18 protein-coding genes are annotated in these 22,997 nt (G+C 70.4%); 12 read left to right on the top strand and 6 right to left on the bottom strand.

Annotated features, from left to right (window positions below; translation table 11 throughout):
- Positions 1-2: 2 nt before the first annotated feature.
- The 3 genes from ACIP94_RS03045 to ACIP94_RS03035 form a co-directional block, all read right to left on the bottom strand.
- Complete coding sequence (locus ACIP94_RS03045) at positions 3-863, bottom strand: DUF4429 domain-containing protein (protein WP_402418657.1); 861 nt, start codon at positions 861-863, stop codon at positions 3-5.
- Between the two features lie 66 nt (positions 864-929).
- Positions 930-2,147: an alpha/beta hydrolase gene (locus ACIP94_RS03040; RefSeq protein WP_402418654.1), complete on the bottom strand. Its 1,218-nt coding sequence runs from the start codon at positions 2,145-2,147 to the stop codon at positions 930-932.
- A gap of 240 nt (positions 2,148-2,387) precedes the next feature.
- Entirely contained in the window at positions 2,388-3,029 is a 642-nt protein-coding gene (locus ACIP94_RS03035; protein ID WP_402418651.1) for a TetR family transcriptional regulator, read from the bottom strand.
- 111 nt (positions 3,030-3,140) lie between these two features.
- On the opposite strand from ACIP94_RS03035, the gene ACIP94_RS03030 reads away from it, so the two are divergent.
- Positions 3,141-4,769: an MFS transporter gene (locus ACIP94_RS03030; protein WP_402418648.1), complete on the top strand. Its 1,629-nt coding sequence runs from the start codon at positions 3,141-3,143 to the stop codon at positions 4,767-4,769.
- A gap of 235 nt (positions 4,770-5,004) precedes the next feature.
- On the top strand, positions 5,005-5,304 hold the full coding sequence (locus ACIP94_RS03025) for a small hydrophobic protein (RefSeq protein ID WP_402418645.1): 300 nt from the start codon (positions 5,005-5,007) through the stop codon (positions 5,302-5,304).
- A gap of 406 nt (positions 5,305-5,710) precedes the next feature.
- Here the strand turns inward: ACIP94_RS03025 and aceE are convergent, their stop codons facing one another.
- Complete coding sequence (gene aceE, locus ACIP94_RS03020; protein ID WP_402418642.1) at positions 5,711-8,458, bottom strand: pyruvate dehydrogenase (acetyl-transferring), homodimeric type; 2,748 nt, start codon at positions 8,456-8,458, stop codon at positions 5,711-5,713.
- A 426-nt stretch (positions 8,459-8,884) separates the two neighbouring features.
- Between aceE and ACIP94_RS03015 the strand changes: the two genes are divergently transcribed.
- The 6 genes from ACIP94_RS03015 to ACIP94_RS02990 all read left to right on the top strand — a co-directional run bounded on the left by ACIP94_RS03015 (position 8,885) and on the right by ACIP94_RS02990 (position 14,301).
- The gene (locus ACIP94_RS03015) at positions 8,885-9,322 is read left to right on the top strand and encodes a DUF3052 domain-containing protein (RefSeq protein ID WP_402418639.1); all 438 of its coding nucleotides are present in this window, start codon (positions 8,885-8,887) and stop codon (positions 9,320-9,322) included.
- 196 nt (positions 9,323-9,518) lie between these two features.
- Positions 9,519-9,977 carry a peroxiredoxin gene (locus ACIP94_RS03010; protein ID WP_402418637.1) on the top strand — a complete coding sequence of 153 codons (459 nt, stop codon included), beginning with the start codon at positions 9,519-9,521 and terminating at the stop codon, positions 9,975-9,977.
- A gap of 113 nt (positions 9,978-10,090) precedes the next feature.
- Positions 10,091-10,666 carry a TerD family protein gene (locus tag ACIP94_RS03005; RefSeq protein WP_402418634.1) on the top strand — a complete coding sequence of 192 codons (576 nt, stop codon included), beginning with the start codon at positions 10,091-10,093 and terminating at the stop codon, positions 10,664-10,666.
- A gap of 942 nt (positions 10,667-11,608) precedes the next feature.
- Positions 11,609-12,184, top strand: a complete 576-nt coding sequence (locus ACIP94_RS03000; protein WP_402418631.1) for a TerD family protein — start codon at positions 11,609-11,611, stop codon at positions 12,182-12,184.
- 51 nt (positions 12,185-12,235) lie between these two features.
- Positions 12,236-13,384 carry a DUF475 domain-containing protein gene (locus tag ACIP94_RS02995; RefSeq protein WP_402418628.1) on the top strand — a complete coding sequence of 383 codons (1,149 nt, stop codon included), beginning with the start codon at positions 12,236-12,238 and terminating at the stop codon, positions 13,382-13,384.
- 185 nt (positions 13,385-13,569) lie between these two features.
- Positions 13,570-14,301 carry a Tellurium resistance gene (locus tag ACIP94_RS02990; protein ID WP_402418625.1) on the top strand — a complete coding sequence of 244 codons (732 nt, stop codon included), beginning with the start codon at positions 13,570-13,572 and terminating at the stop codon, positions 14,299-14,301.
- A 66-nt stretch (positions 14,302-14,367) separates the two neighbouring features.
- On the opposite strand, the gene ACIP94_RS02985 is transcribed toward ACIP94_RS02990, so the two are convergent.
- On the bottom strand, positions 14,368-15,249 hold the full coding sequence (locus ACIP94_RS02985; protein ID WP_402418622.1) for a TerD family protein: 882 nt from the start codon (positions 15,247-15,249) through the stop codon (positions 14,368-14,370).
- Between the two features lie 233 nt (positions 15,250-15,482).
- Between ACIP94_RS02985 and ACIP94_RS02980 the strand changes: the two genes are divergently transcribed.
- The 3 genes from ACIP94_RS02980 to ACIP94_RS02970 are packed head-to-tail and all read left to right on the top strand — an operon-like array spanning position 15,483 to position 19,930.
- Positions 15,483-16,649, top strand: a complete 1,167-nt coding sequence (locus tag ACIP94_RS02980) for an HpcH/HpaI aldolase/citrate lyase family protein (RefSeq protein ID WP_402418619.1) — start codon at positions 15,483-15,485, stop codon at positions 16,647-16,649.
- Positions 16,650-16,697: 48 nt separating this feature from the next.
- Positions 16,698-19,121, top strand: coding sequence for a phosphoribosyltransferase (locus tag ACIP94_RS02975; RefSeq protein ID WP_402418616.1), 2,424 nt, complete (start codon positions 16,698-16,700; stop codon positions 19,119-19,121).
- Positions 19,118-19,930, top strand: a complete 813-nt coding sequence (locus ACIP94_RS02970) for an HAD family hydrolase (protein ID WP_402418614.1) — start codon at positions 19,118-19,120, stop codon at positions 19,928-19,930. Before ACIP94_RS02975 ends, ACIP94_RS02970 begins: the two co-directional genes overlap by 4 nt.
- A 93-nt stretch (positions 19,931-20,023) precedes the next feature.
- On the opposite strand, the gene ACIP94_RS02965 is transcribed toward ACIP94_RS02970, so the two are convergent.
- Positions 20,024-20,257, bottom strand: coding sequence for a zinc ribbon domain-containing protein (locus ACIP94_RS02965; RefSeq protein WP_402418611.1), 234 nt, complete (start codon positions 20,255-20,257; stop codon positions 20,024-20,026).
- 652 nt (positions 20,258-20,909) lie between these two features.
- Here ACIP94_RS02965 and ACIP94_RS02960 point away from each other — a divergent pair.
- Positions 20,910-22,967: a transglycosylase domain-containing protein gene (locus ACIP94_RS02960; protein ID WP_402420340.1), complete on the top strand. Its 2,058-nt coding sequence runs from the start codon at positions 20,910-20,912 to the stop codon at positions 22,965-22,967.
- Positions 22,968-22,997 lie beyond the last annotated feature (30 nt).

The raw sequence follows: 22,997 nt of genomic DNA, 5'->3' as shown, positions 1-22,997 counted from the left end.
CTCTACAGCTCCGCCAGCAGCTCCGCCTTCTTCATGGAGAACTCCTCGTCCGTGACGAGCCCTGCCTCGTGCAGCTCCCCGAGGTGCCGGATCCGCTCCGCGATGTCCGCCGGGTCGCGGCGTGCCGCCGGTATCGAGGCGGCGGGGCCGGCCGAGGGCCCGGCGGCCCGCGTCGCGGCCAGCACCGCCGCGGCGAACGGCAGCGACTCGTGCACCGGGCCGTAGCCGAGGCCGAAGACGACGGCGGCCGGGTCCTGGTCCGGCTGCACCGGCCTCCCGGCGTCCGCCTCCCGCCGCAGCAGCCGCAGATGGCCCTCCAGGGCCTCGGGGGAGCGCCACTCGACCCCGCTCAGCGCGGAGACCGGGAAGTTCTGGTCGCCGGCCTTCCACTTGGCGGAGGACGCGCCCGTCCAGGACCAGCGGAAGGACACCACCCGGCCGTCGAAGGACGCCTTCCCGTCGTACGCCTTGAAGTGCAGCGGTGCCTCGGGCGGCGCCACCAGGAACCGCTCGGCCGGGGTGTCGTCCTCGCTGATCAGGGCCCGCAACTCGGCGGCGTGGTACTCGGCGAGGGTGTGGCGGCCGGCGGGCAGCACCAGACGGTAGGGGTCCGCGGCCTCCTTGAGCTGTCCGGCCGCCGCCTCCATCAGCGGATCGGCGCCGGGCCTCGGCACCGCCCGCAGGACGGTGGTTCCGCGTCTGCCCCGGGTCAGCGTCACCCCCGCGATCGCCTCCAGGGGAACACGGCGTTCGCCGAGCGCCTGGAACAGCTTCGGTGCACGGATCCCCCGTTCGTAGCGGATGAGCACGGAGTCGGACTCGAACTCCCAGACGGCATGAAATCCGGCCAGTACGTCACCCATGCGGCTCATCGTATGCGGCACGCGCTCCTCCGTCGCCTCCCCGGGCAGACCGCAGTTCCTTTTTCTCTACGCGCGTCCGGCCGCCGCCGCGCCGGACAAACCCGCCCGGCAGGTGTCGGTGTCGTGGGCGCAGTGCACCGCGTCGTACGCGCCGACCCCGATCTCGGCGAAGTTGCGCAGGCTCTCCGTACCCGGCTCGAAATAACCGGCATGCCCCTTCGCCCCCAGCGCGGACAGCACCCGCGCCCCGAAGCCGCGGGAGACCGGATCGGCGCCGTGGCCGAGGCCCCCGACCTCCATGTACGGCACGTCCTGGATCCAGTCGTCGGTGTCCCGCATCGCCCAGACCCGGGCCGTGGTGCGCAGCCCGGCGGCCGACTCGGCGCGCATGCCGGGGCTGCCCGCCACGGCGATGTCGGACACCCGGGACGGCAGGGTGTGCGCGGCCACACCGCAGAGCACCGAGCCGTAGCTGTGGCAGTACAGCTGGACGGGCGTCCGGCCGGGCAGGGCGCGGACGAGGGCGTTGAGCCGTACGGCCCCCTCCTCGGCGCGCATCGCGGTGGCCGCCTCCACGCCGAGGCCCCCGGGCGCGGTGTAGTCGGCCCAGGCGATCACGGCCGTGGCAGTGCGGGGGCTCGCCGCGCGCTCCGCCGCGTAGAGCGACCGGGCCATGCCGGCCGGCGCCGAGTACATGCGGTAGGTGCGCTGGAAGGTGAGCAGATCGGTGTCGACGCCGGGCACGACGACCGAGACACGCCGTGCGGTGTCCAGATCACCGACGACCTCGGCGATCCGGCCCGAACCCTCCGGGTCGAAGGCGAGGATCTGCCGGCCTCCGGCCATCAGCGCCTCGAAGCGGTGCATGAGGCGGCCCGCCTCCTGCTGCCCGACCGACGACAGCCGGTCGTCGTGCATCCGGGCGCGCTCGACCTTGCGCTGCTGGTCGAGGGCGATGTGGTTGGCCTCGTAGCGCAGCCGTACCGGCGCCCCGTTCATGTTGCCGACCGCGAGCGGATAGCGGTGGACGAGCCGGGAACGCTGGTGGGCGCTGAGCGAGGCGAAGAAGTGGGCCAGCCGCGCGGGCGGCCCCTCGGGGTCCGGCAGCTCGCGTCCGGCGATCCTGCCGTGCTCCCACGCGGAGCGCGACGCCGCCAGGGGCGTGGCGCCGGGGTGGCTGCGCACGGCGGTCCAGCCGGTCGTCGCGAGCATCACGAAGACCACGGCCAGCGCGAGCAGTGCGCGCCAGACGTTGAGTTGCGGGGAGGTGTCGAAGGAAGTCACTGGAAGGACACACTAGGAGAACGAGAGTGTCTCGCGTTAACCGAGTGACGCGTCTCACGTTTCGCACCCATCAATTCCGACAAAACGGGCGCCGCTTGGGGTTGATCGTCACACTGCGTCGATGAGATGCACGCCACCTCGCACGCCGTGTCACCATGTCTTCACTCCATCGGCCGTGGCATGCGTCCTGTCTGACGGGAATTCACTTGACGCGTACGGGATGAGCAGGTGTGAACGGCGTCAGTCCGTGCGCCACTTGTCCGCCAAGGCCGGGCGCACGGCGTCGAGATGCCAGGCGGTCAACTCCCGGAGCGCGGCCACGCTGATGTCCTGGCCCGCGCACCACAGCCGCTCCGTGACGCGCATCACCCCGCCGAACAGGGCCACCGCGACACGCGGGCGCGGGTCCGCGTTCACGTCGAGACCCTCGCGCTCGGCGATGATGCGGGCGATGTCCTCCTCCAACTCCGCCGAGCGACGCAGATGGGTGGCGAACAGGGCCGGCGTCGACTCGATCAACCGGCAGGCGCGCAGATGCAGTTCGGACGGGATGATCTCCTCGACGGCCTCGCCGATGCTGTCCCAGCCCTCCAGGATCGCCTGCCGCAGCGCCTCCAGCGGCGCCTCGTGGTGCGGACGCGCGCGCACCGCCTCGACGAAGTGTGACTCCGCCAGGGACTGGACGAAGAAGACGGCGTCCTCCTTGCCGGCGAAATAGCGGAAGAAGGTGCGCTGCGAGACATCGGCGGCCTCGGCGATCTCGTCGACGGTCGTGGCCTCGTAGCCCTTGGTGGTGAACAGCTCCAGGGCGGCCCGCAGCAGTGCGTCCCGGGTGCGCTGTTTCTTGCGTTCTCGCAGCCCCGGCCGCGGCGCCGTCTCCATCTGTCCTCTTTCCGCTCATCCGCCCCGTTCGGGCTGTCAGTACATGACATGACAGTTACTGACTTGTGAATTGGTTTGTCAACTGTCTGTGACTGTCACTAGCCTCGAAACATGACTAGTCAGACCACCGTCGACGCGACGGAACCGGGGGACAGGACATCCGGTCCGTCGGCAGCACCGCAGGAGCGGGCCCCGGACCGCGGCCTGCGCGGACATCCGTGGCTCACCCTCGTCTCGGTCGCCATCGGCGTGATGATGGTCGCGCTGGACGGCACGATCGTGGCCATCGCCAACCCGGCCATCGCCAAGGACCTCGGCGCCAGCTTCTCCGACGTCCAGTGGATCACCAACGCCTACTTCCTCGCCCTCGCGGTCACCCTGATCACCGCGGGCAAGCTCGGCGACCGCTTCGGCCACCGGCAGACGTTCCTGATCGGCGTCGTCGGCTTCGCCAGTGCCTCCGGCGCCATCGGCCTGTCCGACAGCATCGCCCTCGTCGTGACCTTCCGCGTCTTCCAGGGCCTGTTCGGGGCGCTGCTGATGCCGGCCGCGCTCGGCCTGCTGCGGGCCACCTTCCCGGCCGAGAAGCTGAACATGGCGATCGGCATCTGGGGCATGGTCATCGGCGCCTCCACGGCGGGCGGCCCGATCCTCGGCGGCCTGCTCGTCCAGCACGTCAGCTGGCAGTCCGTCTTCTTCGTCAACGTGCCGGTCGGCGCGCTCGCGCTCGTCCTCGGTCTGTTCATCCTCAGGGACCACCGGGCCGAGAACGCGCCGCGCTCCTTCGACCTGCTGGGCATCGCGCTGCTGTCGGGCGCCATGTTCTGCCTGGTCTGGGCGCTCATCAAGGCGCCGGCATGGGGCTGGGGCGACGGCAAGACCTGGCTGTTCATCGGTGCGTCCGTCCTGGGCTTCGCCCTCTTCTCCCTCTGGGAGACGAAGGTGCGGGAGCCGCTGATCCCGCTCGGGCTGTTCCGCTCGCTGCCGCTGTCGGCGGGCGTCGTCCTGATGGTCCTCATGGCGATCGCCTTCATGGGCGGTCTGTTCTTCGTCACCTTCTATCTCCAGAACGTGCACGGGATGAGCCCGGTCAACGCGGGCCTGCATCTGCTGCCCCTGACCGGCATGATGATCGTCGGCTCTCCCCTCGCGGGCCTTGTGATCACCAAGGCCGGCCCGCGCATCCCGCTGGCCGGCGGCATGCTCCTCACCGCGATCGCCATGTTCGGCATGTCGAAGCTTCAGGCGGGCACGGGCAGCGGCGTCATGTCCATCTGGTTCGCGCTCCTGGGCCTCGGCCTCGCCCCCGTGATGGTCGGCGCCACCGAGGTGATCGTGGGCAACGCGCCGATGGAGCTGTCCGGCGTCGCCGGCGGTCTCCAGCAGGCCGCGATGCAGATCGGCGGAAGCCTCGGCACGGCCGTCCTGGGCGCGGTGATGGCCTCCCGCGTGGACAGCGACCTCCCGGGCAACTGGGCCGCGGCCAAGCTGCCGCCGCTCACCCCCGCCCAGCTCGACCAGGTCTCACAGGTGGTCCAGCAGGGAGTCGCTCCGGTACACAAGGGCACGCCGGCCCCGATCGCCGCGAAGATCGCGGGCGTAGCGCACGACACGTTCATCTCCGGCATGAGCCTGGCCTGCCTGGTCGCCGCGGGCGTCGCGGCCGTCGCCGTGCTGGTCGCGCTGTTCACCAAGCGGGGCGACAACGCGGAGGCGGGCGCGGGAGCCGCGCACATCTGACACGCCGTTCCGGGGGGATTTCGCCCATCAGGGTGAATGCGCTAAAGATCCCTCCCGTCGGCAGCGCGCCGCAGGTCAGAGTGGATCACGTCCTTCGTACCACTGGGCGTACGGACCAAGGACGGCCGGACTGCGGCGCGCTGCCGGAGGGGGGCAGCGCGCAGGCAGGAATCGGCAGGGGAGACGGGGGTACCCGCACATCAGGCCCGAACCAACCGAAGAGTTCAGGGAGTTGATGATGGCGGGCTTTGGACACGGCACGCGCAGGTACCCCCGCTCGCAGGGCCGGATGTGGCCTTGGACCGGGCCGGATCGCGCGACGCTCGGGATCGTCGGAGTCATCTGCGCGATCGCGGGCTTCTTCGCCCTCGGCATCATTCTCGGACCCGTCGCGGTGGCCTGCGGCTGGCTGGCCATGGACCGCAGCCGGGCGGGCAGCCGCCCGCTGCCGGCCGTGGTCGCCCTGGTCCTGGGCGCGATCGACACGCTGCTGGCGATCGTCTGGCTGGCCGGCCCCGGCAACGGACTGCTCTGACCCGAGGGGAGGAGCGGACGGGCCCTCGGCTGTGACCGGGGGCCCGTCTCCTCATGCGCCTGCGGGGGCGGCGCGGACGCCCCCGACAGCGCCGCGACCTCGGCCCGCAGCGGCCGTACCTCCTCCGTCGCCGTGATCTGTTCCGCACGGTCGGCATGGCACAGGCCACGGCGAGCGCCGGCAGCGGCCGCTCGGGGTGGCTCTTCCAACGGGCCTGCGCCGCTTGCCGCTCCATGCCCGCGTCGCGGAAAACGGGCAGGGGCGGCGGGCCGGCCTCCCCGCCGCCCCTGGCCCGCTCGGGGCGGGTGTGTCTCCTCGGGGGCGGGTGTGTCTCCCGCGGCGCGCCCGGCCCTCCTCCACGGTCTCGGCTTCGCTCGAACAGGGGCCCCTCAGGGCTGATGCGGCCTCACGCGTCGCCGCCCGCCGCCCCCGGGTCGGCCGCCGTCACATCGAGCAGCCGGTAGCGGTCGATGGCCTGCTTCAGCGCCGAGCGGTCCAGTTTGCCCGCCCTGGCCAGCTCGGTGAGCACCGCGACCACGATCGACTCGGCGTCGATGTGGAAGTAGCGGCGGGCCGCACCGCGCGTGTCCGCGAAGCCGAAGCCGTCCGCGCCAAGGGACTGGTAGGCCCCCGGCACCCAGCGCGCGATCTGGTCCGGAACCGACCGCATCCAGTCGGACACCGCCACGAACGGGCCCTCGGCGCCGCTGAGCTTCCGCGTCACGTACGGCACCTGCTGCTCCTCCTCCGGGTGCAGCAGGTTGTGCTCCTCGCACGCCACGGCCTCACGCCGCAGCTCGTTCCAGGAGGTCGCCGACCAGACGTCCGCCCGGACGTTCCACTCCTCGGCGAGGATCCGCTGCGCCTGAAGGGCCCACGGCACCGCCACGCCCGACGCCATGATCTGCGCCGCCATCGCGCCCGAGGTGCCCTCGCTGATCCGGTGGATGCCCTTGACGATGCCCTCGACGTCCACGTTCGGGGGCTCGGCCGGCTGCTGGATCGGCTCGTTGTAGACGGTGAGGTAGTAGAAGACGTCCTCGCCGTGCGGGTGCTCCGCCGAGCTGCCGTACATCCGGCGCAGACCGTCCTGCACGATGTGGGCGATCTCGTAGCCGTACGCCGGGTCGTAGGCCACGCACGCCGGGTTGGTCGAGGCGAGCAGCTGAGAGTGCCCGTCCGCGTGCTGGAGCCCCTCACCGGTCAGGGTCGTACGGCCGGCGGTCGCACCCAGGGCGAAACCGCGCGAGAGCTGGTCGGCCATCTGCCAGAACTGATCGCCGGTCCGCTGGAAACCGAACATCGAGTAGAAGACGTACACCGGGATCAGCGGTTCGCCGTGCGTCGCGTACGCCGAACCGGCCGCCATCAGCGAGGCCGTGCAGCCCGCCTCGGAGATGCCGTCATGCAGCATCTGCCCGGTCGGCGACTCCTTGTAGGCGAGCAGCAGATCGCGGTCGACCGCCTCGTACTGCTGGCCGAGCGGGTTGTAGATCTTCGCGGTCGGGAAGAACGAGTCCATGCCGAACGTGCGGTACTCGTCCGGCGCGATCAGCACGAACCGCCTGCCGATCTCCTTGTCCCGCATGAGGTCCTTGAGGAGACGGACAAAGGCCATGGTCGTGGCGATCGACTGCTGGCCCGAGCCCTTCTTCACGGACGCGTACGCCGTGTCGCCCGGCAGCCGGAGCGGCTCGGACCGCACGACACGCGTCGGCACATACCCGCCGAGCGACTTGCGCCGGTCGTGCATGTACTGGATCTCCTCCGTGTCCCGCCCCGGGTGGTAGTACGGCGGCAGGCCGGACTCCAGGTCCTTGTCGGAGATCGGCAGATGCAGACGGTCGCGGAAGTGCTTCAGATCGTCGACCGTCAGCTTCTTCATCTGGTGCGTGGCGTTGCGGCCCTCGAAGTTCGGGCCGAGCGTCCAGCCCTTGATCGTCTTGGCGAGGATCACCGTCGGCTGGCCCTTGTGCTCCTTGGCCGCCTTGAACGCCGCGTAGATCTTGCGGTGGTCGTGACCGCCACGGCCCAGGTGCAGGATCTGGTCGTCGGTCATGTTCTCGACCATCGCGCGCAGCCGGTGGTCGTCGCCGAAGAAGTGGTCGCGGATGTAGGCGCCGGACTCGGTGGCGTACGTCTGGAACTGGCCGTCCGGCGTGGTGTTCATCTTGTTGACCAGGATCCCGTCCCGGTCCTGCGCCAGCAGCGGGTCCCAGGTCCGGTCCCAGATCAGCTTGATCACGTTCCAGCCGGCACCCCGGAAGACCGACTCCAGCTCCTGGATGATCTTGCCGTTGCCGCGCACCGGGCCGTCCAGGCGCTGAAGGTTGCAGTTGACGACGAAGGTCAGGTTGTCCAGGCCCTCACGGGCGGCGATGGTGAGCTGGCCGAGTGACTCCGGCTCGTCCATCTCGCCGTCGCCGAGGAAGGCCCACACATGCGACCGGGAGGTGTCCGCGATGCCCCGCGCCTGCATATAGCGGTTCATCCGGGCCTGGTAGATCGCGGCGATCGGGCCGAGTCCCATGGAGACCGTCGGGAACTCCCAGAAGCCCGGCATCGAGCGCGGGTGGGGGTAGCTGGACAGGCCGTACGGCGCCTTGGACTTCTCCTGGCGGAACCCGTCCAGGTGTTTCTCGCTCAGCCGGTCCAGCAGATACGCGCGGGCGTAGATGCCCGGCGAGGCATGGCCCTGGAAGAAGACCTGGTCGCCGCCGTCGCCCTCGTCCTTGCCGCGGAAGAAGTGGTTGAAGCCCACGTCGTACAGGGAGGCCGAGGAGGCGAACGTCGCGATATGGCCGCCGACCCCGATGCCGGGCCGCTGGGCACGGGAGACCATGACGGCGGCGTTCCACCGCGTGGCGTTGAGGATCTTGCGCTCGATCTCCTCGTTGCCGGGGAAGAACGGCTCGCTCTTGGTGGGGATGGTGTTGACGTAGTCCGTGCTGCGCATCTCGGGCACGGCCACGCGCTTCTCGCGGGCCCGCTCGATCAGACGGAGCATCAGGTAGCGGGCCCGCTCACGGCCACGCTCGTCCACGGCGGCGTCGAGGGAGTCGAGCCACTCCCGGGTTTCCTCGGGATCGAAGTCAGGAACCTGACTCGGAAGGCCGCCAATGATGATCGGATTGCGATCGGATCCGGAAGCCACGCTGTTCCTTACCTGTCAGAGGGCAACTTCTGCATGTGCCTGCGCCGCTCCCCATCGTGTACCTGGGGCGAGTGAAACGTCATCTCTACCGTGAGGTAACCACAAGGGGGGCCGGGCCTTTCCCGGGCGGGCCCGGCCAAAACGCACCGATACACCCGGGGCGTGATCTGTTTCGCAAAGCCATTCGAGTCTCGTACCCACGGAGGGTTCCAGAATGCGCAAACCGGGCAGAACGGTGTGGTGTAGATCACCGTGGGGCGCGATACGGTGCCTGGAGTTGCGGCGACACGGCCAGGATCGTCACCGTTTCGGCGGTCTGAACGGCCGGGTACTTGCGCGATCCGCCCCGCCCGTGTGGACTACGGCCAATGCTTCGCGTACGCGCGTGGCTGAGATACTCACCAAGACATGATCAGGAGGCAACCCGTGAGCGCGACCGCGGACCACGCGGAGGAGCGGACGAACCCTGCCGCGAGGCTGGGGTTCCAGCCCGAGCAGGTGGTCCAGGAGATCGGCTACGACGACGACGTCGACCAGGAGCTCCGCGAGTCCATTGAGGAAGTCATCGGCAGCGAGCTCGTGGACGAGGAGTACGACGACGTCGCCGATGCCGTGGTGCTGTGGTTCCGCGACGAGGACGGCGACCTGACCGATGTGCTGGTGGACGCCACCACCTACATCGAAGAGGGTGGCTCGATCCTGCTCCTCACGCCGAAGACCGGCCGTGCGGGCTACGTGGAGCCGAGCGACATCTCTGAAGCCGCGACGACGGCGGGCCTGTCGGCGTCCAAGAGCGTCAGTGTGGGCAAGGACTGGAGCGGATCGCGTCTGGTGACGCCGAAGGCGGCCAAGTCCAAGCGCTGACACTCCGCCGGCGGTGGCCCCACACCGCGGGCGGCCGCGTCCGGGGCCACTGCCCCCGGACCGTGCCGGCCGCCCGAACGGCCTCGTCCGTGCACACCGGACGGGCTGACATCGCTCAGCCCGTCCGTGAGCCCCGGGTGAGAGCTGCGTAGGGTGGTCTCCACCCGAACAGCCCCTCCGAAGGGATGCAGGACCCATGGCGATCCAGGTCGGCGACAAGGCCCCCGACTTCGAGCTCAGGGACAACCACGGAGCGACCGTGCGGCTCGCGGACTACCGCGGTCACAAGAACGTGGTGCTGCTCTTCTACCCGTTCGCCTTCACCGGCGTGTGCACCGGCGAGCTGTGCGCGCTGCGCGACAACCTGCCACAGTTCGTCAACGAGGACACCCAGCTGCTCGCCGTCTCCAACGACTCCATTCACACCCTGCGTGTCTTCGGCGAGCAGGAGAGCCTGGAGTACCCCCTGCTGTCCGACTTCTGGCCGCATGGCAACACTTCGCGCGCGTACGGCGTCTTCGACGAGGAGAAGGGTTGCGCGGTACGCGGGACCTTCATCATCGACAGGGAGGGCGTGGTGCGGTGGACCGTCGTCAACGACCTGCCGGACGCCCGTGACCTGAACGAGTACGTGAAGGCGCTCGACACCCTGTGATTCTTCGGTTCCAAGGCCTGCAGGGCGTGGGAACCCGTCACTAGGATCGACTCGTTGATCCGACACCAACGCACGACGGGGCTCCCCGCCCCTGGACACCAATGGGAGGACTCGTGGGAGTCAGCCTCAGCAAGGGCGGCAACGTATCGCTGACCAAGGAGGCCCCCGGCCTGACCGCGGTCCTCGTCGGTCTGGGTTGGGACGTCCGCACCACGACCGGCACCGATTTCGACCTGGACGCCAGCGCCCTGCTGCTGAACCCGTCCGGCAAGGTCGTCAGCGACCAGCACTTCGTGTTCTTCAACAACCTCAAGAGCCCCGACGGCTCGGTCGAGCACACCGGCGACAACCTCACCGGTGAGGGCGAGGGCGATGACGAGGTGATCAAGGTCAACCTCGCCACGGTCCCGGCCGACGTCGACAAGATCGTCTTCCCGGTGTCGATCTACGACGCCGAGAACCGCCAGCAGTCCTTCGGCCAGGTGCGCAACGCGTTCATCCGCGTCGTCAACCAGGCCAACCAGCAGGAGATCGCACGGTACGACCTGAGCGAGGACGCCTCCACCGAGACCGCCATGGTCTTCGGCGAGCTGTACCGCCAGGGCGCGGAGTGGAAGTTCCGCGCCATCGGCCAGGGCTACGCCTCGGGACTGCGCGGTATCGCGCAGGACTTCGGCGTGAACGTCTGATCCGGACAGAACACGGATCCGGGCCCGCATGCGCCGGCTTCCGGCGCCGTCCCGCGAGGGTCACGGCGCCGGACGCGGGGGGAGCGGCCGGTTCCGTCCGTCGGGTGGCGGCCGTCTCCGTCAGGGGGTGGCCGTTTCCGGCCTGTGCCGCGCTCGGGGGAGTGGCTGCCTCCGTCTGTCGGGTGGCGGCCGTCTCCGTAAGGGAGGCGGCCGTCTCCGGCCCAAGACTGGGTGCCGGGTGCCTCCGCGTCTTGGGGGCAGCCGTTTCCGGTCTGTCGGCTGGGCTCGGCCGTACCGCCGCAGGACGGGCTCGGCCGTATCGCGCTCCGTAGGACGGGCGTCGGCTGGCCCCGCCCAGGCGGAGTAGCCGTCTTTGTCTGTCGGGCGGTGCCCCTCTCGCCGACCGTGCGTCGGTCGTAGGCGTCCTCGGGTCGTGGGTCGGACGTACGCGTCCTCGGGTCGTGGGTCGGTCGTAGGCGCCCTCGGTCCGTGGGCCGGTCCGCCCTCGCCTCGGGGCCGGGAGCCGTCCGCCCTGGGCGCGACGGGAGTGCCTGCCCCCGTCGCGACCGGGAGGCGTCCGCCCCGCCCCGACCGGGAGGCGTCCGCCCGTCGCGACCGGGAGCCGGCCGACCCCACGCCAGACGTGGCGTCGCCGGCCTCGCTCACCGGGAGTCGGCGGCCCTCGCACAACGGTGCGTCGGCCGCCCTCGCCCAAAGGGAGGGGCCGGCTCCGCCCAACGGGCGGTTTGCGTCTCCGATCGTCGGAGATGAGCCGCTCGGGCTCGTCGGGGGGTTTCCGCCTCGGATGCCCGGGGGAACCACCCCCCGACCGCCGAGGGTTCCGCCCTCATGCAGCAGGATGACCACCGGGGGATACGACCCCCGGCCGCCGGGGGTCTCCGCCCCCGGGGATGACGCAGTATCTCGGGGAGGACCAGCACCATGGGCGTCACGCTCGCCAAGGGAGGCAATGTCTCCCTCTCCAAGGCCGCGCCGAACCTCACACATGTGATGATCGGCCTCGGCTGGGACGCGCGCTCCACCACCGGAGCCCCCTTCGACCTCGACGCCAGCGCGCTGCTGTGCAGCGGCGGCCGGGTCCTCGGCGACGAGTGGTTCGTCTTCTACAACCAGCTCAAGAGCCCCGACGGCTCGGTCGAGCACACCGGCGACAATCTCACGGGTGACGGCGAGGGTGACGACGAGACCATCCTGGTCGATCTCGCCAAGGTGCCGGCCCAGTGCGACAAGATCGTCTTTCCGGTCTCCATCCATCTCGCGGACGAGCGCGGCCAGACCTTCGGCCAGGTCAGCAATGCCTTCATCCGTGTCGTCAACCAGGCCGACGGCCAGGAGCTCGCCCGCTACGACCTGAGCGAGGACGCCTCCTCGGAAACCGCCATGATCTTCGGCGAGGTCTACCGCTACGGGGCCGAATGGAAGTTCCGGGCCGTGGGGCAGGGGTACGCGTCCGGCCTTCGCGGGATCGCTCTAGACTTCGGAGTCAACGTTTCGTAAAGCCGGGTACGGCGACGGGGGAGCCCCCTACATATACGGATTGGGTAGCCAGTGCTTCTGAAAACCTTCGGCTGGTCGTTCGTGGTCACCGCGATCGGCCTCGCCGCAGCGGTCCTCTACGGGGGGTGGACCGCCTTTGGCATCGTGGCGATCCTGTCCGTCCTCGAGATCTCGCTGTCCTTCGACAATGCCGTGGTCAACGCCGGAATCCTGAAGAAGATGAACGCCTTCTGGCAGAAGATCTTCCTCACGGTGGGCGTGCTGATCGCAGTCTTCGGCATGCGACTGGTCTTCCCTGTCGTGATCGTCGCCATCACCGCGAAGAAGAGCCCCATAGACGCGGTCAATCTGGCGCTGACCGACAAGGACCAGTACCAGCAGCTCGTGACCGACGCGCATCCCGCGATCGCCGCGTTCGGCGGGATGTTCCTGCTGATGATCTTCCTGGACTTCATCTTCGAGGACCGGGACATCCAGTGGCTGCGCTGGATCGAGCGCCCGCTCGCCAAGCTCGGCAAGGTCGACATGCTGTCGGTCTGCATCTCGCTGATCGTCCTGCTGATCACCTCCTTCACCTTCGCCACCCACGCCCACCAGCACGGCGGCGCGCACGTCGACAAGGCGCAGACGGTTCTGATCTCCGGCATCGCCGGCCTGATCACCTACCTGATCGTCGGTGGCCTGTCCGGCTTCTTCGAGGACCGGCTGGAGGAAGAGGAGGAGCGCGAGCACGAGGAGGAGGAAGAGGCCCGGCGCACCGGCAAGGACCGCTCGGCGGTGGTGCTCGCGGGCAAGGCCGCGTTCTTCATGTTCCTCTACCTGGAGGTGCTGGACGCGTCCTTCTCCTTCGACGGCGTGATCGGCGCCTTCGCCATCACCAACGACATCATCCTGATGGCGCTCGGCCTCGGTATCGGCGCGATGTACGTGCGGTCGCTGACCGTCTACCTCGTCCGCCAGGGCACCCTCGACGACTACGTCTACCTGGAGCACGGCGCGCACTACGCGATCGGCGCGCTGGCCGTGATCCTCATGGTCACCATCCAGTACCAGATCAACGAGGTGATCACCGGTCTCGTCGGTGTCGTCCTGATCGGCTGGTCCTTCTGGTCCTCGGTGCGCCGCAACCAGGCGCTCGCCGCGGCCGAGGGAAAAGGCACGGCCTCGGACGAGCGGGCTGAGGTCTCGTCCGGCGTCTAGCACCCTCTTTCCCGGGTCCCGGTGCGCCTCCGGGGCGCCCCTTCGGCTCACTCGCCGATTGCGGCTGCCGCGTGGTGTGGACCGGGTCCCGATGAGGAACGCTCTGTTCGGGGCGGCCGTGAGGACTCGTCGTCCTCGGCGGCCGCCCCGCGGCTGTTGAACCGTAAGGCGCCTGGGGGGCGGACATGGGCTTCTGGGACGGCGTGTGGCGCGGGCGCGCGACCGACTTCGACTCGGGCAGCGCTGCGACCAACGCGATCGAGCTGACCAAGCGGCACCACCGGGTCTCGCTCACCAAGCAGGGGGCGGCGACCGGCAATCTGCGCATCAACCTGTCGTGGCAGATGCGGACCTCTGACATCGGCGGCCCCGAGCGGGGCAGTCTGCTGCGCCACCCCCTGCGGCTGTTCACCCCGGAGGTGGTGCAGGCCCACACCCAGAGCATGGTCAACGTGGACCTCGACCTGGGCTGCATGTACGAGCTGAGCGACGGCACCAAGGGTGTGGTGCAGCCGCTGGGCAACTTCTTCGGGGAGCTGAACGACCCGCCCTACATCAAGCTCAGCGGCGACGACCGCTTCGGCTCCGGCACCGGTGAGACGATCTTCGTCAACCTTGACCACCGGGACGACTTCAAGCGGCTGCTGATCTTCGTCTACATCTACGACCAGACGCCGGCGTTCGACCGTACGCACGCCGTCGTCACGCTGTATCCCAGCAACGGCCCGCGCATCGAGATCGGTCTCGACGAACGCCACCCGCAGGCCCGCTCCTGCGCCGTCGTCCTGATAGAGAACGTCAAGGGGGAGCTGGTCGTCCGCCGCGAGGTGAAGTTCGTGTACGGCTTCCAGGCGGAACTGGACCGGCTGTACGGATGGGGACTTCAGTGGGGCCGGGGCTACAAGGCCAAGGCGTGACGGGTGGCTGCTCCCCGCCCCAGCGCCCCGCCGCCCGGCCTGTCGCCCCTCTCGCCCGCTGCGGCTCTACCGCCGGATGAACTGCGGCCCCTGCGGCGGCAGCTCGAAGTCCGGGTCGGGCACGGGCGCCGCCGTGGGGGGATAGCCGTAGGCGGGCGCGGACACCGCCGCGGCGGACTCCGGCTGCGGGTACCCGTACGCCGGCTGACCGGTCTGCTGGGGGTAGCCGTAGGCCGGCTGGGTCGCCGGCTCCGGCGGATAGCCGTAGGAGGGCTGCCGCACCACCGGCTGCTCCGGCGGCAGCGGCGCCGACACCTCGGGCGGCGCGGGGACGGCCGCCGTGGCCGCGGCGGGGACCGAGGCCGTCGCCGCCGGCAGCTGCCCGGTGGCGGCCGGCGGGGCCTCCGAGTCGTCGACCGAGATGCCGAAGTCGTTCGCGAGGCCCTTGAGCCCGTTGGAGTAGCCCTCGCCGAGCGCCCGGAACTTCCAGCCCTCGCCCCGCCGGTACAGCTCCCCGCAGATCAGTGCCGTCTCCGCGCCCGTCTCGGGCTTGATGTCGAAGTACGCGAGCGGTTCGGCGTCGGCGACCGCCGCGTCGTACAGCAGGACGCACAGGGCCCGCACCTGGTCGAAGGGAACGTCGTCCGCCGAGGCGACCAGCAGGATCTGGCCCACGTCGGGCTCGATCCCCGTCAGATCCGTCTGGATCGTGTCGGTCAGCCCCTCCGCCTCCCGCTTCTTGCCGAGCAGCCGCACCGCCCCCGACGGATGCCGGGGCTGGTTGTAGAAGACGAAGTCCTCGTCGGAGCGCACCCGTCCGTCAGGGCCGAGGAGCAGCGCCGAGGCGTCGACGTCCGGGGCGCCCTGTCCCGGCGCCCAGCGCAGCACCGCCCGTACCGCGTCGGCCTCGAGCGGTACGTTCGACCCCTTCAGCATCGCGTGCGTCATGGCGTCATCCTGCCCTCTCGGTCCTGGTCACGACAACGCGGGGGTGGCGCCCCCGGCGTGGTGCCGCGCACACCCCCGCATACCACCGACCTGTCACCGACACAGCCGAGTTACCTGAACTTCATGCCCGATGGGAACCCACGCCATGGAGTTCTACGTACTATTACCGGCCACCTCTTTTCGGGTCGTCCAGCACCATTGTCCGGGTCGTCCAATCACCACGGGGGAGTCTCATGCGTCATTTCGGGCATATCGCCCCTGGGGAGCGGCAGCGTCTCTTCCACCGGGAGCCGGCCGTCTTCACCGCCGAATCGCCCGCTCCCGTGCTCGCGGCGGCCCTCGGCGCCACCCTGTACAGCCCGGCGACCCGGCCGTACCTCGCGGACGACGTGCTCAAGCAGGCGGCCCGCGGGGTCGTCTCCATGGTGCTGTGCCTGGAGGACTCCATCGACGACGCGGACGTCCTGGACGCCGAGGAGAACCTGGTCCGGCAGCTCACGGCCCTCGCCGCCCTCCCCGGCGCGGAACTGCCGCTGCTGTTCATACGAGTTCGCGCCCCCGGCCAGATCCCCGATCTGGTGGCCCGGCTGGGCCCGGCCGTGCGGCTGCTGTCCGGCTTCGTGCTGCCGAAGTTCACCGAGGAGCGGGGCGTGCCGTTCCTGGAGGCCCTGACCGCGGCGGAGACGGCGAGCGGGCGCAGGCTGTTCGCCATGCCGGTCCTCGAGTCCCCCGACCTGCTCTACCTGGAGACGCGCCGGGAGACCCTGGACGGCATCTTCCGCACCGTCGACAAGTGGCGCGACCGGGTCCTCGCACTGCGCCTCGGCGTCACCGACTTCTGCTCCTCCTACGGCCTGCGCAGAGCGCCCGACATGACGGCCTACGACGTCCAGATCGTGGCCTCCGTGATCGCCGACGTCGTCAACGTGCTGGGGCGCGCCGACGGCACCGGGTTCACGGTGACGGGGCCGGTGTGGGAGTACTTCCGGGTCCAGGAGCGGATGTTCAAACCGCAGCTGCGCCGCAGCCCGTTCCTGGAGGGCGAGGTCGAGGAACTGCGCGAGGCGCTGATCGAGCACGACATGGACGGCCTGCTGCGCGAGATCGCCCTCGACCGCGCCAACGGCCTGCTCGGCAAGACCTGCATCCACCCCTCGCATGTGATGCCCGTGCACGCGCTGTCCGTGGTCAGCCACGAGGAGTACAGCGACGCCCAGGACATCCTGCGGCCCGAGCGCCTGGGCGGGGGCGTACTGCGCTCCGCGTACACGAACAAGATGAACGAGGTGAAGCCGCACCGCGCCTGGGCCGAGCGCACCCTCCGGCGCGCCGAGGTCTTCGGCGTCGCGAACGAGGACATCGGCTTCGTGGAGCTGCTGGCCGCCGGGGTGCCGCACTGAGTGTCCGAGCCGCCGAACCGCCGTACTGACAAGGAACCGAGGAAAAAAGTGGTCTGGTCCGGGACCTGGGTCGCAGAGCGGCTCGGGGTGGAGCTCGTCGGTGACGAGCAGCTGACGGAGCTGCTGGGACTCGCGCTCCGGCGCAACCCCAAGCGGGCACATCTGCTGGTCTCCAATGTGCTGGGCAAGCATGTCCCGCAGTCCCCGTCCGTCGTCCACGACCACGGGCTCACGCTCGGCCGCCGGGTGAGGGATCTGCTGGGCGCCGACGAGGCCGGGCGCGCGGTCGTGCTCGGGTACGCGGAGACGGCCACCGGCCTCGGCCACTGTGTGGCGGACGGCCTCGGTCTCGCGCCCTATCTGCACTCCACCCGCCGCCCCGTCGAGGGCGTCGCGCGCGCGGGCGGCTTCGAGGAGTCCCACTCCCACGCCACCTCGCACCTGCTGCTCCCGGAGGACCCGGAGCTGCTGGCGGGCGACGGCCCGCTGGTCCTGGTCGACGACGAGTTCTCCACCGGCAACACCGTCATGAACACGATCCGCGACCTGCACGAGCGCCACCCGAGGAAGCGGTACGTGGTCGTGGCCCTCGTCGACATGCGCTCGCCCGCCGACCTGGGACGGCTCGAGGACTTCGCCCGGGACATCGGCGCCCGGGTGGACCTGGTCACGGCCGCCGCCGGGACCGTCCGGCTGCCGCAGGGCGTCCTGGAGAAGGGCCGGGAGCTGGTGGCCCGGCACGAGTCGGCCGTTCCCGACCGGCCGGCGCACGGCACGGTCACCCGCGTCGCGCTCGACTGGCCCCATGGCCTGCCCGACGGCGGACGGCACGGATTCACCCCCGCGCACCGGGCGCGTCTGGAGCACGCGCTGCCCGCCATGGCCGCGCGGCTCGCCGGTGCGCTGCCCGCCGGCGCCCGGCGCGTGCTCGTGCTCGGCTCCGAGGAGCTGATGTACGCGCCGCTCAGGCTCGCCCGCGAGCTGGAGCGGTGCCAGGCCGCCGAGGTGCGCTACTCCACGACCACCCGCTCGCCCGTCCTCGCGGTCGACGACCCCGGCTACGCGATACGCACCCGGATCGTCTTCCCCGCCCACGACGACCCGGCCGACGGCCCCGGCGAGCGCTACGCCTACAACGTCGCGGACGCGGGCTTCGACGCCGTCGTCGCCGTGGTGGACTCGGCGGCCGACACCCCCGCACTGCACGCCCCGGGCGGCCTCCTCGACCGGCTCGCCGCCCACACCCCGCATGTCCTGCTCGCGGTCGTCCCGAGCTACGTCCCCGCGCCTCCGCACGACCCCGAAAGGCCCGCCATGCTGTCCGAGCCCCTTCGCGGCCCCGCCTTCTCCTCATATGCGCCCGACGAGGTCGGCTGGCTGCTCCAGGACCTCTCGGACGTCACCCTGGAGGCGCCCACGGAGGAACGCGAGGAGGCGATCCAGAGCGGCGGCGCGCACTACGCCGAGTCGCTGCCGGTGGAGTACCAGCCCAGCGCGCAGTACCAGAAGCTGTTCCACGCTGCCCTGGACGCCTCGGCCGCGCGGCTCGCGCGGGCCGTCGGAGTGGTCACGGAGACCGTGCTCACCGAGCGGTCACCGCGGCCGGTCCTCGTCTCGCTCGCCCGGGCCGGCACCCCCGTCGGTGTGCTGATGCGCCGGTGGGCGAAGCACCGGCACGGCCTCGATCTGCCGCACTACGCCGTGTCGATCGTCCGCGGCCGGGGCATCGACGCCAACGCCCTGCGCTATCTGGCCCACCATCACAACCCCTCGGACGTCGTCTTCGTCGACGGCTGGACCGGCAAGGGCGCCATCACCCGGGAACTCGCCGAGGCCATCCGCCGTTTCGAGGAAGCCGAAGGCGTCACCGGCTTCGACCCGGAGATCGCGGTGCTCGCCGACCCGGGCTCGTGCGTGCGGACCTACGGCACCCGGGAGGACTTCCTCATCCCGTCCGCCTGCCTCAACTCGACGGTCTCCGGACTGATCTCGCGCACCGTGCTCCGCGCCGACCTGGTCGGACCGCACGACTACCACGGCGCCAAGTTCTACCGCGAACTCGCCGCCGCGGACGTCTCCGTCCCCTTCCTGGACGCCGTCTCCGCCTGCTTCGCCGAGGTCGAGGAGGCCGTCGACGCGCAGGTCAAGGACCTGCTCTCCGCCGATCGCACCCCGACCTGGGAGGGCTGGGCGGCGGTGGAACGCATCAGCGAGGAGTACGGCATCCACGATGTGAACCTCGTGAAGCCGGGCGTCGGCGAGACCACGCGTGTGCTGCTCCGCCGGGTGCCCTGGAAGATCCTGGCCCGGTCGGGGGCCGGCGCCGACCTCGAGCATGTACGCCTGCTGGCCGAGCAGCGGGGCGTGCCCGTGGAGGAGGTCGACGGGCTTCCGTACACCTGCGTGGGCCTGATCCACCCCCAGTACACGCGGGGCGCCACCGGCGCCGACGGCCGGGCGGTGGCGGTATGAACCCCGTGCTCGTCGCCAGCGACCTCGACCGTACGCTGATCTACTCGTCCGCGGCGCTCGCGCTCACCATGCCGGACGCGAGGGCGCCCCGGCTGCTGTGCGTCGAGGTGCACGAGAGCAAGCCGCTGTCGTACATGACCGAGACCGCGGCGGAGCTGCTCGTCGAACTCGGCGACCGGGCCGTGTTCGTGCCGACCACGACCCGCACCCGCAGGCAGTACCAGCGCGTCAATCTGCCAGGCCCCACCCCGCCGTACGCGATCTGCGCCAACGGCGGGCATCTGCTCGTCGACGGCGTCTCCGACCCCGGCTGGCACACGGCGGTGCTCGCCCGGCTCGCGGACGAGTGTGCGCCGCTGGCCGAGGTGCGGGACCATATGGCGGCGTTCGCGGACCCGGCCTGGGTGCGCAAGCACCGGGTGGCCGAGGACCTGTTCGTCTATCTCGTCGTGGAGCGTGAGCTGCTGCCCGAGGGGTGGGTCAAGGAGCTGGCGGTCTGGGCGGAGAACCGCGGCTGGACGGTGTCCTTGCAGGGCCGGAAGATCTACGCCGTGCCGAAGCCGCTCACCAAGAGCGCGGCCATGCGTGAGGTCGCCCGCCGCACCGGCGCCTCGCTGACGCTGGCCGCCGGGGACTCCCTGCTGGACGCGGACCTGCTGCTCGCGGCGGACCTCGGCTGGCGTCCGGGCCACGGCGAACTCGCCGACGCCGACTGGACGGCGCCGGGGATCAGCGCCCTGCCCGAGCGGGGCGTGGCGGCCGGGGAGCGGATCCTGCGGGAGTTCCTCAGGGCTGCGCGTCAGGCGTAGGGCGTCGCCCGCCGCGGACCGGCGTCCGGGACGGGCGGAGGCGAGGCGGCCGGGAGCCGTCGGCCGGGCGTGTTTCGGACAAATCCGCGCGGCTCAGCCGCAGCAGCCCCCGCCGCAGCATCCGCCGCCCGAGCCGCCCGCCCGGGGGGCCGCGGCGGGGGCGGCGGCGGGGGCGGCGGCCGTGCCGCCGACCGCCACCGTGGACAGCAGCTTCACCGTGTCGTCGTGGCCCGAGGGGCAGGACGCGGGGGCCGAGGACTCCGCCATGGGACGGCTCAGTTCGAACGTGTCGCCGCAGGTACGGCAGCGGTACTCATAGCGAGGCATGCGCACAGACTAACCGGCGGTCCCCGGTGGCCACAGGACGATGAAGGAGCGTGTGCGCCTGCGTCGCGACCGGAGAATCTCCTTAAGATCTCCTCAATATTTGCGACATGGCCACTTCGGTGCCTCTCCTGACCCGAGACATCACATAGGTCGCTGATAATTTATATGAGCCGCGATGAGCCGCAAGGTCGTGAGGGGGGCTCGCAGCCACAGACGTGGCCGCCGTTTCTACCCGCGCGCGCAACACCGAGTGCGGAGGGAGACGTAGTCGTGACCAAGGCATGGCAGCGAATAGGGGGCCGGTGTTCCCGGGCCCGTGTGTACACCGGGGGGTTGCGTGGCTAGCGAGGGCGGCGACCGTCCGCACCGCCGCAGGGCGACGCCGCCTCGGCCCGGCCAACGCCCCACCGAGGGCGAGGCCCGGTCCGAGGGGTCCTTCGATCCGGACACCACCATGCAGTTGAAAGCCGGGGAACCCCTGCCTCCGGACACCACCATGCAGCTGAAGGCGGGGGTGCCCCTGCCCCCGGACGCCACCATGCAGCTGAAGGCCGTGACGCCACCGGGCCGGGACGCCACGACACGCGGGACGGCGGATGAGACCACGCCACCGCCCGACGCCACCATGCAACTGCGCGTTTTCAAGCCGGAGATGTCCGGCCGACGCGCCGCCCGCAAGAAGGCCGCGCGGCCGCTGGCCCTCACTCGTGTCACCACCGCCCTCGCGCCGCTTACCGAGAAGCTCGCGCCCGTCACCCGGAAACTCGCGCCCTACGCCCGCAAGCTCAAGCCGGTGTATCCGCGCAAGGGCCGCGTCGGCTGGCGGCGCTGGGTGCCCTCCTGGCGCCAGTGGATCGGGGCCGTGCTGACGTCGATCGGGCTCAGCGGCGTGTTCCTCGTCATCGCCTACGCCGCCACGGACATACCGGACAACCTCAACTCGTACGCCACCCAGCAGGACAACGTCTACTTCTGGTCCGACGGCACCCCCATGGCCCGTACCGGCTGGGTACAGCGGCAGGCGATGCCGCTGAAGGACATACCGGTGCAGGTGCGTTGGGCGGTGCTCGCGGCGGAGAACGAGAGCTTCTACACGGACCCGGGTATTTCCGTCAGAGGCATCACCCGCGCTCTGTACCGCACGGTCGGCGAGGGCGACACCCAGGGTGGCTCCACCATCACCCAGCAGTACGTCAAGAACGTCTATCTGACCCAGAACCAGACGGTCAGCCGCAAGCTCACCGAGGCGATGATCGCCCTCAAGCTCGACAACAGGATGAGCAAGGACAAGATCCTCGAGGGCTATCTCAACACCAGCTGGTTCGGCCGCGGCACCTACGGCATCCAGCGCGCCTCCCAGGCCTACTACGGCAAGGACGTCAGCCAGCTCAACGCGAGCGAGGCCGCCTTCCTCGCCTCCCTGCTGAAGGGCGCCGGCCTCTACGACCCCACGCTCAGCAAGGCGAACCACCACCGGGCCGTGGAGCGCTGGTCCTGGATCCTCGACCGCATGGTCAAGATCGGCAAACTGTCGCCGGCCGAGCGGGCGAAGTACAGGACGTTTCCCGAGCCGCTCAAGCAGAACCCGCTCTACGACACCGGCAAGCAGAGCGACTATCTGGTCGAACTGGCCTCGCAGTACGCGAAGAAGGCCGCGCACCTCTCGGACAAGCAGTTCGACCTGGGCGGCTACCAGATCTACACGACCTTCGACCGCAAGCGGGAGGACGCGCTCACCGACGCCGTGACCAAGGCCCGCAAGCAGGTCGGGCGGAACCACGCCGCCCTGGCGAAGACCGCCCACTACGGCGCCGCCTCGGTGGCCGACGACGGACGGATCCTCGCCGTCTACGGCGGCCCCGACCACCGTACGCAGGGCTACAACGAGTCCAACGCGGCCACCGTCCCGGCCGGTTCCGCGTTCCTGCCGTTCGTCTACGCCGCCGGCCTGGAGCACGGAGTCCACAGGGTCCGCGGTGGCCCCGCGACCCCGGTCACCCCGGAGTCGGTCTACGACGGCAACGACGCCGTCCCCGTCACCACGCCGGAGGGACCGTACTGGGACCGCAGCGGCCGTAAGGTCTCCGCCCACAACGACGGCAACAAGTCCTATGGGCAGATCACTCTGGGCCAGGCGCTCGCCCGGTCCGTGAACACACCGTTCATGCAGCTCGGGATGGACACCGGACTGACCCAGGTGCGCCAGACCGCGGAGGCGGCCGGGCTGCTCCCCTCCAGCATGGGCTCCCAGGTGCCCGCGCTGTCCCTCGGCAACTCCACGCCCAGCGCCATCCGCATGGCGAGCGGGTACGCCACCTTCGCCGCGGACGGTATGCACACCGAGCCCTACTCGGTGCGCCGTATCACCCGCAACGGTGCCACCGTAGCCCTGAACACGCCGGAGGCCCGGCGAGCGGTCGGCTCCACGGTGGCCGGCCAGGTCACCGAGGCGCTCACCGAGTCCTTCCGCCTCGCCCATCCGAACGCGGCCTCCGCCTCGGCCCAGGTGGCCGGGAAGGCCGGCACGACGCAGGACGACACCGCCTCCTGGTACGTCGGAACGGCCGCGTCCGTGTCCACCGCGGTCGTCGTCTACCGCATGGACCTGACCAAGAGCCTCCAACCACTGCCGCTGAAGGGACTCGACGGCACCGCCGCCGACCCGGTCCCCTACGGCATCTGGTCGAACGCCCTGAGACCGCTCGGCTGACCCCGACGGCCGACACACCGTACGCGCCCG

Origin of the sequence: Streptomyces sp. NPDC093261 (assembly GCF_044753645.1) — a bacterium.
GTDB lineage: Bacteria > Actinomycetota > Actinomycetes > Streptomycetales > Streptomycetaceae > Streptomyces.
This window is presented reverse-complemented; position numbering and strand designations above follow the sequence as displayed.

Excerpts from the sequence above, each read along its gene's own strand:
- ACIP94_RS02990 (WP_402418625.1), top strand. The coding sequence starts at position 13,570 with ATGGGCTTCTGGGACGGCGTGTGGCGCGGGCGCGCGACCGACTTCGAC.
- ACIP94_RS03035 (WP_402418651.1), bottom strand. The coding sequence starts at position 3,029 with ATGGAGACGGCGCCGCGGCCGGGGCTGCGAGAACGCAAGAAACAGCGC.
- ACIP94_RS03045 (WP_402418657.1), bottom strand. The coding sequence starts at position 863 with ATGGGTGACGTACTGGCCGGATTTCATGCCGTCTGGGAGTTCGAGTCC.
- ACIP94_RS03030 (WP_402418648.1), top strand. The coding sequence starts at position 3,141 with ATGACTAGTCAGACCACCGTCGACGCGACGGAACCGGGGGACAGGACA.
- ACIP94_RS02965 (WP_402418611.1), bottom strand. The coding sequence starts at position 20,257 with ATGCCTCGCTATGAGTACCGCTGCCGTACCTGCGGCGACACGTTCGAA.
- ACIP94_RS02985 (WP_402418622.1), bottom strand. The coding sequence starts at position 15,249 with ATGACGCACGCGATGCTGAAGGGGTCGAACGTACCGCTCGAGGCCGAC.
- ACIP94_RS03010 (WP_402418637.1), top strand. The coding sequence starts at position 9,519 with ATGGCGATCCAGGTCGGCGACAAGGCCCCCGACTTCGAGCTCAGGGAC.
- ACIP94_RS03000 (WP_402418631.1), top strand. The coding sequence starts at position 11,609 with ATGGGCGTCACGCTCGCCAAGGGAGGCAATGTCTCCCTCTCCAAGGCC.
- ACIP94_RS02980 (WP_402418619.1), top strand. The coding sequence starts at position 15,483 with ATGCGTCATTTCGGGCATATCGCCCCTGGGGAGCGGCAGCGTCTCTTC.
- ACIP94_RS02970 (WP_402418614.1), top strand. The coding sequence starts at position 19,118 with ATGAACCCCGTGCTCGTCGCCAGCGACCTCGACCGTACGCTGATCTAC.
- ACIP94_RS03025 (WP_402418645.1), top strand. The coding sequence starts at position 5,005 with ATGATGGCGGGCTTTGGACACGGCACGCGCAGGTACCCCCGCTCGCAG.
- ACIP94_RS02960 (WP_402420340.1), top strand. The coding sequence starts at position 20,910 with ATGTCCGGCCGACGCGCCGCCCGCAAGAAGGCCGCGCGGCCGCTGGCC.